An 11,191-nucleotide genomic window follows, 5' to 3' on the forward strand; every position below is an offset into this window, starting at 1 on the left:
CGCAATGACCCGATCCAGGCTTGCCCAGCTGCGTGACCTGTCCGTCGTCGTCGCCGACACCGGCGATTACGACGCCATCAAGCGCCTGCGCCCCGTCGACTGCACTACCAACCCGACGCTGGTGAAGAAGGCCCTCGACCTGCCGGTCTACGCCGGGCTGATCGAGCGCGAGCTGGCATGGGGCCGCGCCCAACCCGGCGACCGCGCCGAGGTCGCCAAGGCCGTGGTCGACCGCCTGACCATCGGCGTGGGCACGATGCTGGCCGAACTGGTGCCGGGCCGCGTCTCCACCGAGGTCGATGCCGACCAGGCCCACGACACCGCCGCCACCATTGCCAAGGCGCGCCAGTTCATCGCCATGTACGAAGCGGCCGGCGTGCCGCGCGACAAGGTGCTGATCAAGATCGCCGCCACCTGGGCCGGCGTGGAAGCCACGCGCGTGCTGCAGGCCGAGGGCATCGACTGCAACCTGACCCTGATCTTCAACCCGACCCAGGCGCTGGCCTGCTCGGAAGCCGGCGCGTTCCTGATCTCGCCGTTCGTCGGCCGCATCCTGGACTGGTACGTAGCCAACGGCCAGGCGCCGGCCAGCATCGACGAAGACCCGGGCGTGAAGTTCGTGCGCGGCGTATACGCCGAGTTCAAGCGCCGCGGTTCGCCGACGGTGGTGATGGGCGCTTCGTTCCGCTCGACCGCGCAGATCGAGGCGCTGGCCGGCTGCGACCGCCTGACCATCTCGCCGGACCTGCTGGAAAAGCTCGACACCGATATGGGCGAGCTGCCGCGCAAGCTCTCGCCGCAGCCGGCCGAGGCAGTCAACGTCGCGGCGATCGATGAAGCGACGTTCGACGCCGACATGGCCGCCGACCCGATGGCGACCGAGAAGCTGGCCACCGGCATCGACGCCTTCGCCAGTGACCTGCTCACCCTGCGGCAGAACATCGCCGCCCGACTCGCCTGAGGCCCGCCATGACCCCGACGCGCCCCCCGCTTCCGCTCCTGTTCGCCGCCGGCCTGTGCCTGCTGGCCAGCGCCTGCGCCACCCCGGCAGCGCGCCATGAAGTTCCCGAAATCCGCCCGGGCGTCGCCCGCGGCTATCTGCAGACGGAGCAGCTGCCGGACAGCATCGCCCTGCTGCCACCGCCGCCCGCGCCGGGCTCGGCCGCGTTCGCGCTGGACGAGCAGGTCAACCAGGCCCGCGCCCTGCGCGGCACGCCGCGCTGGCGGCAAGCCACCGCCGACGCCAACCTGCAGTTCCCCGAAGCCGCGTCGATCTTCGCCTGCGCCATCGGCACCCGCATCGACGAAGCCGGCACGCCACGCCTGTATGGACTGCTGCGCCGCACCCGCACCGACGCGGCGGTGGTCAGCGATGCCGCCAAGCACCGTTACAACCGCACGCGGCCGTTCGTCGCCAACGGTGAACCCACCTGCACGCCGGACAAGGAAGCCGGACTGGCGGAGAACGGTTCGTATCCGTCCGGCCATACCTCCATCGGCTGGGCCTGGGCGCTGATCCTGGCCGAGCTGGCGCCGGACCGCAGCGACGCCATCCTCGCCCGCGGCCGCAGCTACGGCGAAAGCCGGCTGGTGTGCAACGTGCACTGGCACAGCGACGTGCTGTCCGGGCGTTTCATGGGTTCGGCGGTGGTTGCGCGCCTGCATGCCGACCCGCAGTTCCGCATCGACATGGACGCCGCCCGCGCCGAACTGGCCGCGGCGCGTACGCGCACCGATGCGGCGCCGGCCGGCTGCGACGCCGCCGACGCGGCGCTGGCGCAGCCGCTGCCGGCCGCGGCGTACTGATCCACCAATCCCCCCGTTACGTTACCGGTCGCTCTCTCCCCTCCTCCGGTATCGCCGCGGCCGGGCGGTCATGGCCCGGTCGTTTTTTTTGCCCGCCCAATGCCGCGACGGCATTGCCGCCCGCACCTGCGCCGGCGGTCGATGCGGCCATCGGCAACGCAGCGCCGGCTTCCCATCCCCCTCGGCCGTTATGCGGAGTTCCGCATCGGTCGCCCGCGTTTCGTGCTATCGGCAGGCACCCCGCTCTCAAGACCATGGCAGAGGCGCCATTGCGTCCTTTGCTGCCGCGGCGCGCGCAGCGCGTGCGCGGCCGACACACTTCGGGGAGGGGATATGAGGGTTTCACGCAGACACAGCATCATCGCCAGTGCCATCGCCCTGGCGCTGCTTCCATCCTGGACGATGGCGCAGGAGGCGAAGGACGCCGACGGCACCACGTCGCTGGACAAGGTGGAAGTCACCGGCTCGCGCATCAAGCGCACCGAGATCGAAGGCATCGACCCGGTGCTGGTGGTCACCGCGCAGGACCTGGAGCACCAGGGCTTCGCCAACGTCTACGACGCGCTGTCGAACCTGTCGGTGAACACCGGCATCTTCGTCGGCGAGGAAAGCACCAACAACTTCAACGCCAACGCGCAGGCGCTGAACCTGCGCGGTTTCGGCCCCGGCTACACGCTGGTGCTGCTCAACGGCCGCCGCATCCCGGTGCTGCCCAAGCCGTCGGGCGGGGTCAGCGGCAACGTCACCAACCTGGCGATGATCCCGACCTCGGCGGTGGACCGGGTCGAGATCCTGACCAGCGGCGCGTCGGCCATCTACGGTTCGGACGCGGTGGCCGGCGTGGTCAACGTCATCCTCAAGGACCGGATCGAGGGCACCACGGTAGCCTGGCGCCACGGCGATACCGTGCATGGCGGCGGCCGCTCCGAGCGCGCCACGCTCACCACCGGTTTCGAGTTCGGCGACACCCGCATCAGCGCGGGGCTGGAATGGGACAAGCGCTGGCCGATCCGCGGCGACCAGCGCAGCTGGTTCGCCTCGCCCGACCGCTCGCCCGATCCGGAGTACCGCGAGCCGACCCAGGTGATGTCGTTCTGGGACCGCACGACCGGCTGGGACCTGCTCGACATCGGCAACCGCTGCGGCACGCTGGGCTACGAGGCGGTGCGCCCCGGCTGGGCCGGCGACGGCAGCGAGAAGTACTGCGGCGACAACGATTTCGACAGCTACACGGTGCGCAACGGCCGCAAGCGCCTGTTCGGCTTCCTCAACCTCAGCCACCGCCTCGGCGAGCACGAGCTGTACGCCACCGCGTTGTCCACCCGCTCGCGCGCCGACGCCGGCCTGTACCGCTACGGCTTCGCGGTGGACTACGAAGTGGTCGAGGACATGCAGGCGCCGGTGCCCGATGCCACGGCGTGGCGGCACATCTACCGTACCTTCCGCAATTCCGAGTTCACCGGCAGCAACCAGTCGTTCAAGGAAGACAACGACGTGGTGATCGCCGGCATCCGCGGCACCGTGGGTTCGCTGGACTACAGCCTGAACTACAACTACGGCCGCTACCGCTACCGCGACAGCGTGGACCGCTTCAACGACCAGGCCATGCTCTCGCTGCTGTTCGGGCAGCAGGGCCGCGACTGGTCGTTCCCGTGGGCCGGCAGCCGCTGGGTGCGGGTCGGCAAGGACCGGCTCGACGGCAACCTGCTGCCCAACGGCGAGCTGGACTTCTTCGGCGCGCTCACGCCCGAGCAGTTCCGCGAGGCGATGTACACCTCGGTCGGCGACGGCCGCTCCACCTCGCAGGCCTTCACCGCCGACCTGTCCGGCGCGCTGTTCGAGCTGCCGGCCGGGCCGCTGGCCTTCGCCGCCGTGGCCGAGGCCAACCGCGACAGCTACCGCTTCATCACCGACCAGCCCACCGTGGACGGCGAGATCTACGGCTGGAGCGGCATCCGCGGCCAGGGCAAGCGCAACCACTACGCGCTGGGCACGGAGTTCTCGGTGCCGCTGCTGGCCGCCGGCTCCGGCTTCGGCCAGTGGGACGCCAAGCTGGCCGCGCGCTACGACTACTACGACGATGCGTCCGATGTCGGCGGCGCCTTCACCTGGCAGGCCGGCCTGAGCTGGCGGCCGTCGGACTGGCTGCTGGTGCGCGCCTCCCGCGCCACCTCGTTCCGCGCCCCGGACATGCATGTGATGTTCGCCGAGCGCAGTTCGTCCTATACCAGCGGCGTGGACTACCTGGCCTGCGTGGAAGGCGAAGGCCTGGCGCGCGGCGCGAGCTGGCAGGGCTGCGGCGAGGAATACGGCACCGGTTCGATCCGCCAGTACTCCGAAGGCGACCCGGCGCTGCGCGAGGAGAAGGGCTCCAGCGACACCATCGGCCTGGTCGCGCAGCTCGGCGCCAACCACTCCTTCAGCCTGGACTGGTACAGCGTCGAACTGAACGACCAGGTCGGCGTCATCGGCGCCGACGCGGTGCTGCGCTACGCCGCCGAATGCGCGCTGGGCTACGACACCCAGGGCCTGGACGTGGACCCCGGCTCGCCCAAGTGCCAGGCCATGCTGGCGCGCGTGGAGCGCGGCGGCCGCAACGACAGCGTGCTGTCGGTCATCACCAGCCCGTTCAACACCGGCATGTACCGCCAGGACGGCGTGGACATGACCTGGAACTCGAGCCTGCCGACCGAGCGCTGGGGCCGCTTCTCGGCGCGCGTGGGCTACACCCACATCCTCAAGACGCTCAGCCGCTACCTGCCCGAGGACGAGGTGGAGAACATCCGCGACCGGCAGTGGAACAACGAGTTCCGCACCCGCTCCAACATGACCCTGGGCTGGGACTACAAGCGCGTGTCCAGCTACGTGCACGTCAACCGGCTCGGCTCCTCGCCGGTGCGCTGGGCCGACGGGTACGAGCGCTTCAAGCCGTGGACCACGGTGAACCTGTCGCTGGGCTACCGCGCCACCGACGCGCTCTCCTTCAACCTGGCCGTGGTCAACGTGCTGGACAAAAAGCCCTGGCGCCATGCCTCGGAGAAGTGGTGGCCGTACGCGGACATCAGCAAGTACAACCCCGCCGGCGCCGAGTACTTCGTGACGGTCGAATACCGGCTCTGAGCATCAACCCGGGCATCGCCCGGCACGACAGCCACCGTGACGCGGTCACGGTGGCTGTTTTCTTTCAGGGAGACCCCGCGCCGGGACGCGGGGGTCGGATCGTGTCCCCGCCGCGGTGCCGGTCGGCAGGGCATGGTGCGGCAACGCGGCTCCCGCTGCGTTGGCGCATGCCGCGCGCGCGCCTGGGACCGCGCCGGCCATCGCCGGCGCGGTGATGCGGCTCAGGGCCGGGTGCCGCCCGGTGCATTGCCCGCCGCGCAGCGCGGCGCCGGCCCGCGGCAGCGACGGCGCGCATCGCCGGTCATGTCCGCGTTGAATGCATCGCCGTTCTCCCCGTACATCGCTCCCTGCCCGCCCTGCTGCCCGTAACGCACCTGCAGCCCGATGCTGGTGCTGCGCGTCGCGTTGCGGCCCTGCTCGCGGCCCAGCAGCAGCGAGAACAGCCAGCCGTTGTCCAGCTGCAGGTCCATGCCCGCGCCGAGGGACAGCATGTCGTCGTTGTAGCTGCGCATGGCCAGCACGTAGTCGGCCTCGCGCGGGCGCTGCACGTAGTTCACCGCCACGTCGCCGCGGTTCTCCAGCGCGCCGCGGTACTCGACGCGCCAGTGCGGGCGCCAGCTCAGCCGCTCGCGCTGGAAGGTCAGGCTGCCTTCCAGCCCCACCGCCAGCGCGCTGTTGTCCACCCGCTGCCGGCCATAGACCAGGTCATAGGCGTCCAGCCCGCGCTCGCGGTAGCCGTCCAGCGTGGCGCGGTGGCCGTCGTAGCGGCCGTAGCCGGTCAGGCTCAGCCCCGACGTGCTGCGGTGCTCGTAGCCGAAGGTCAGCGCGCCGAACCACTGGTCGCCCGCGCGCGTAGCGTGGGCGCTGGCATTGGCCAGTTCGTTCCAGCGGACCAGGTCGAAATCCAGCCGGCCGCTGGCCAGCAGGCCGTCCACGAACAGGTGCTCGCCTAGGCGCCACAGGCCGTACACCGCCAGCGAGCGCTGGTCGGCATCGACCTTGGACGGGGTGTCGTCGAAGTCGGTGCCCTGCCGGCCCCAGCTGCCGGCCACGCCCAGCAGCACGTGCTCGCCCACGGCGCGGTCCGCGCCCAGGGTGAGGCCGCCGGTGTTGAAGTCGAAGCCGCCGCCGGCCAGGCCGTTGCGCCCGGTCTTGCCGAAGGCTGCCGTGCCGGCCAGCCACAGGCCCCAGCCTTCCGGCAGCGACGGCAGCGCCGCCTCGGCCACGCGGCCCACCGGCATCGTCAGCCCCGGAACGCCCTGGCTGCCGGCATAGGCCAGCGCGAGGTTGACGTTGCTGGCATTGCGGCCCGAACGCACCTGCCGCAGGCGGTCGCGGATGTTGTCGCCCTGCACCTGGGCAAAGCGCACGCTGGCATCGACCTGGGCCTGCAGGCCGCCGCTGACCTGGGCGTCCAGGGTCGGGTCCGGACGCGGGCTGACCACCAGCGTCAGCGTCACCGTGCCGGCGAGGTAGTTGGGGGTGGCGGCCTGGGTGGCGGTCAGCGTGGTGCTGCCTTCGCCCACCAGGGTGACGGTGCGGCCGTTGACCGTGGCCACCGCCGGGTTGGAGCTGGCGAAGGTGAACGCGCCGGGGCTGTTGCTCTGCGGCAGCGGCAGCTCGAAATCGGCTTCGCCGTACATCTTCTGCAGGTCGCCGATCCAGGCCAGGTTCGGGGCGGCCACCAGTTCGGTGGCGCTGTCCGGCTCGCCTTCGCCGGCGAGGTTGTAGGCCGCCACGGTGAACACGTAGCTCACGCCCTCGACCAGCCCCTGCACAACGATCGGCGAGCCGCTGCCGGTGGCGGTGACCACGCCCGGCGTGCCGGCCGCGCGCAGGCTCATCGCACGCAGTGCCGGCGCCGCCGCGCCTTCCGGCGTGGCGGTGACCCGGTAACCATCGATGCGGGCGCCGCCGGTGAACGCCGGCGGCGTGAACGCCACGCTGACCTGCCCGGTACCCACCGGCGTCAGCGTCTGGATCGCCGGCACGCCCGGCGGCACCGGCTCGATCCGGAACGTGCGCGTGGCCGAGGCCGGGCGATGGGTGGCATCGCCGGCCTGCGCCACCACCAGGGTGCAGCTGCCGGCCTGCACGAAGGCCAGCTGGCCTTCGGTCGTGACCGTACATACGTCCTGCGTCTGCGAGGCGAAGGTCACCGGCAGGCCCGAATCGGCACGCGCGGACAGCACCGGTACCTGGTCGAAGCGCTGCGTGCCGATCTCGTCGAAGATCACCGTCTGCAGTACCTGCGGCACCACCGGCGCCGACGGCGCCGACGGCGCGCTGCTGCCGCCGGCCTGGCCGGAGGCGGCAACGGTGAAGGTATAGCTCACCCCGTCGGTCAGTCCGCGCACCGTGATCGGCGAGCCCGTGCCGCTGGCGGTGATGGCGCCCGGCTGCGCGGTGACCGTGTAGGTGATGGTCTCGCCGGTAGCGGCGGACGGGGTGAAGTGCACCTCCACCTCGCCCGAACCGACCACGGTCACCTCGCCCGGCACCGGCGTCGTCGGCGCGGTCGCGATGACGCTGAACGAGCGCGTCAGCGACGCGGCCTGGTGACTGGCGTCGCCGTCCTGGTGCGCCGTCACCGTGCAGGTGCCGGCGCTGGCGAAACTGAGCACGCCATCGGCCGTGACCGCGCACACCGCCGGCGTGGACGCCTCGAAGCGCAGCGGCAGGCCCGAATCCACCGACGCCATCAGCGTCGGCGTGGTGCCGAACGCCTGCGCGCCGGGATCGGGGAAGGTGATCACCTGCGTCACCGCCGTGGTGATCGCGTTGGAGGCGGCCGACGACGGGCCGGGGCCCACGCTGTTGGTGGCGGTCACGGTGAAGGTGTAGCTGGTGCCGGTGTCCAGTCCGCCGACCGTGATCGGCGAGCCGGGGCCGGTGAACGGACCGCCGGCCACTGCCGGGCTGGGCGTCACCGTGTAGCCGGTGATGGCCGCGCCGCCGCTGGAGGCCGGGGCGGTGAAAGCCACCGCCACCGTACCGGCGCCGGTCACCGTGGCGGTGCCGATGGCCGGCGCGCCCGGAACCACCGCGTTGACGGCAAAGCTGCGGCTGACCTGGGTCGCGGCCAGATAGCTGCCATTGCCGGCCTGGTCGGCGTTGATGGTGCAGATGCCGGCGGTGACGAAGGTCAACGCGCCGCCCGGGGTGACCGTGCAGACTCCGACCGTGGACGAGGTGAAGGTCGGCATCAACCCGGAATCGGAGGTCGCGGTCACGACCGGGGCGGTACCGAAGTCCTGCGGACCGGGGTTGTTGAAGGTGATCGTCTGGGTCGCCGCCGGGGTGACGCTGTTGGACGCCACCGACAAGGGGCCGCTGCCGGCAACGTTCTCGGCCGTCACCGTGAAGGTATAGGGCTGTCCGTTGGTCAGGCCCGTGACCACGATCGGCGAGGACGCGCCGTTGACCGGCCCGACGTCGGCGGGAGTGGTGATCACCGTGTAGCCGGTGATGGTCGAGCCGCCGGCGTTGACCGGCGCCACGAACGCCACGCTGGCCTGGGTGTCGCCCGCCGTGGCGACCACCGTGGTGGGCGCATCGGGCGCGACCGGATTCACCGTGAACGAACGGGAGACCTGGGATGCCGGCAGGAAGCTGCTGTCGCCGGCCTGGTCGGCATTGATGGTGCAGGTACCGGCGCTGATGAACGTCAGCAGGCCGCCGGTGGTGACGGTGCACACGCCGGTGGTGGACGAGGTGAACGTCACCGGCAATCCGGACGTGGCCGAGGCGCCGCCGCCCAGGATCGACAGGTTCGGCGTGGTGCCGAAGGCCTGCGTCCCGGGATTGGCGAAGGTGATGGTCTGCGGCGAGGCAGGCGTGATTGCATTGGAGGCGGCCGAGGCCGCGCCGGTGAGCGAGGCCGTGTTGGTCGCGGTCACGGTGAAGGTGTAGCTCACCCCGTTGGTCAGGCCGGTCACCGTGATCGGCGAGCCGGCACCGGTGCCGGTGAGCCCCCCCGGGTTGGAGGTCACCGTGTACCCGCTGATCGCCGCACCGCCGTTGCTGGCCGGCGCGGTGAAGGTCACGGTCGCGTCGGCATTGCCGGCCGTGGCCGTGCCGATGGTCGGCGCATCCGGGGCGATGGCGTTGACGGTGAAGGTCCGCGACACCGTCGTCGCCGCATTGGTGGAACCATCGCCGGCCTGGTCGGCGTCGATGGTGCAGGAACCGGCGGTGACGAAGGTCAGCGCGCCGCCGGAGGTGATGGTGCACACCCCGGTGGTCGACGAGGAGAACGTCACCGTCAGCCCGGAGGTGGAAGTGGCCGGCAACGTCGGCGACGTACCGAAGTTCTGCGAAGGGGGCTGGGCGAAGGTGATGGTCTGGTCGGCCTTGGGCGTGGCGCTGCCGCTGGCGCTCGATGCGCTGCTGGTCCCGATCGCGTTGCTCGCCGTCACCGTGAAGGTATACGGCGTGCCATTGGTCAGGCCGATCACCGTGATCGGCGAGGTGGTGAAACCGTTGCCGCCGGCGGTGATCCCGCCGGGATTGGAGGTGACCGTATACCCGGTGATGGCCGAACCGCCGTTGTTGACCGGTGCGGTGAAGGACACCGTTACCTGCCCGTTGCCGGCCGTGACCGTGCCGATGGTCGGCGCACCCGGCGCGGTGGGGATGGCCACGGTATGGGTCGTACCGGCGGTGAACGAAGCCGGCGGGCCATTGCCGGCGCCGTCGGCGATGTTGGTGGAACCGTTGAGGTTGACCTTCAGCGTGCCATTGCCGGAGATGCCGTCGACGACAATGGTGTAGCTGCTGCCGCTGCCGGACACGCTGGTGATGGTGCCTGCGGCGGTACCGGTGGTGCCCAAGGCGAAATCGTCGGTGGACACGCCGCTCACCGGCTCGCTGAAGGTGACGGTGAAGCTCACCGAGGTATCCGTCGAGACCGCGCCGCCGGCAGGCGCGATAGCGCTCACCACCGGCGCAGCGCCATCGATGACCAAGGCCTTATTCGCGCCAAGCGAGTTGGCCGCGCCCGGCGCGGGCAGGGTCAGGGTGGCAGTGTTGCCGGCCGCGTCCTTGATGGTGCCGCCGTTGAGGGCCAGCGCGGCGCTGGAAACGTAATCCAGGTCGGCGCTGGTCTCGCCGGACTGCACCGTGTAATTGAAGGTCAGTGCACTGGTGCCGCTGCCACTGGCGTAGTTGATGGTGCGGTCGGTCGCGCCGGTTTCCAGGGTCAACTGCGGGGTGCCGGTGACTGTCACCGCCTCGCTGAAATTGACCTGGACCGAAATGACGTCGCCGGCCCTGTAGAGGCCGTTGGCGGTACTGGACGTGACCGAGCTGACCGCGGGCACCACGCCGTCAATGACGAGGTTCTTGTTGGCGCCCAGCGAACCGGCCGCACCGGGCGACGGCAGCGTCAGGACCGCGTTGTTGCCCGCCATGTCCTTGATGGTGCCACTGTTGAGGGCCAGGGCACTGGTGGCCACGTAGTCCAGGTCGGCGCTGGTATCGCCGGCCTGCACGGTGTAGTTGAAGGTCAGGGTGCTGCTGTTGGAACCGCTGGTGTAGTTGATGACGCGGTCGGTCGTGCCGGTTTCCAGGGTCAGCTGCGGCGTGCCGGCGACCCACACGGTCTCGCTGAAACCGACTTGGACACTGATGACATCGCCCACCTTGTACGTGCCGTTGGCGGTGCCCGAGGTTACGTTGGTCACCGTCGGCGGCGTGGTGTCGGGCGGTGGATTGAGGACGAAGCTGTCGAAAACGTCGTAGAAACCACCCGAATTCGAAGTTATGACGACCTTGTCGACGTTGTTGAAATTGGCGTCCAAGGACACCATGAAGGCGCCATTGGCCTGCCCAAAGCCGGCCCCCGTCGTCTGGATGCCGACGCTTGACCCGTCGCGAAAGCCTTCGACCCGGGAAAAGCCGCCTCCGAACGCATTGATGAAGAAGCTCGTAAACTGGAACTCATTACCGGACGCGGTCTCGAGGGTGACCGTCTCCTCGCCGGTGAACGCCCCGGCGAACAGGCCTGCACTGCTGGACTGGCCGTCATCGACATCCTGGAACCAGTTGGCCGCGCTGTAGGTGATCTTCACGTCACCCTGGGTGTAGACATTCGAACCATGGTCGGCGCTTTCGACAAAGCCGGCAGAGTCGAAGTTGATCATCATGGCGGAGGGGATCGGGGCGGCCGCCGCACCGGTCGCCCATGCCAGCGCGGCCATCAGCGCCCAAGGCGCCAGGCGCAGCGCGCGGGGCATCTTCCCGAGCAGAAAACGAATGAAAGTGG

Annotated in this window: 4 protein-coding genes; 3 read left to right on the forward strand and 1 reads right to left on the reverse strand. The window is 70.1% G+C overall.

Going from position 1 to position 11,191, the window contains the following annotated elements; all coding sequences use genetic code 11:
* Positions 1-4: 4 nt before the first annotated feature.
* From ABTV91_RS01975 to ABTV91_RS01985, 3 genes are all read left to right on the forward strand, one after another.
* Entirely contained in the window at positions 5-961 is a 957-nt protein-coding gene (locus tag ABTV91_RS01975; protein WP_433852971.1) for a transaldolase, read from the forward strand.
* Positions 962-969: 8 nt separating this feature from the next.
* Complete coding sequence (locus ABTV91_RS01980) at positions 970-1,806, forward strand: acid phosphatase (protein ID WP_433852972.1); 837 nt, start codon at positions 970-972, stop codon at positions 1,804-1,806.
* A 333-nt stretch (positions 1,807-2,139) separates the two neighbouring features.
* Positions 2,140-4,926 (forward strand): TonB-dependent receptor domain-containing protein, encoded by a 2,787-nt coding sequence (locus tag ABTV91_RS01985; protein ID WP_433852973.1) that lies wholly within the window; start codon positions 2,140-2,142, stop codon positions 4,924-4,926.
* Between the two features lie 221 nt (positions 4,927-5,147).
* Here ABTV91_RS01985 and ABTV91_RS01990 read toward each other — a convergent pair whose 3' ends face one another.
* The gene (locus ABTV91_RS01990) at positions 5,148-11,162 is read right to left on the reverse strand and encodes a fibronectin type III domain-containing protein (RefSeq protein ID WP_433852974.1); all 6,015 of its coding nucleotides are present in this window, start codon (positions 11,160-11,162) and stop codon (positions 5,148-5,150) included.
* Positions 11,163-11,191 lie beyond the last annotated feature (29 nt).

Source organism: Stenotrophomonas nitritireducens (assembly GCF_050984405.1).
GTDB lineage: Bacteria > Pseudomonadota > Gammaproteobacteria > Xanthomonadales > Xanthomonadaceae > Stenotrophomonas > Stenotrophomonas nitritireducens_B.

What these genes read in the sequence shown, in the direction of transcription:
- ABTV91_RS01975 (WP_433852971.1), top strand. Translation starts at nt 5, where the DNA reads ATGACCCGATCCAGGCTTGCCCAGCTGCGTGACCTGTCCGTCGTCGTC.
- ABTV91_RS01980 (WP_433852972.1), top strand. Translation starts at nt 970, where the DNA reads ATGACCCCGACGCGCCCCCCGCTTCCGCTCCTGTTCGCCGCCGGCCTG.
- ABTV91_RS01985 (WP_433852973.1), top strand. Translation starts at nt 2,140, where the DNA reads ATGAGGGTTTCACGCAGACACAGCATCATCGCCAGTGCCATCGCCCTG.
- ABTV91_RS01990 (WP_433852974.1), bottom strand. Translation starts at nt 11,162, where the DNA reads ATGCCCCGCGCGCTGCGCCTGGCGCCTTGGGCGCTGATGGCCGCGCTG.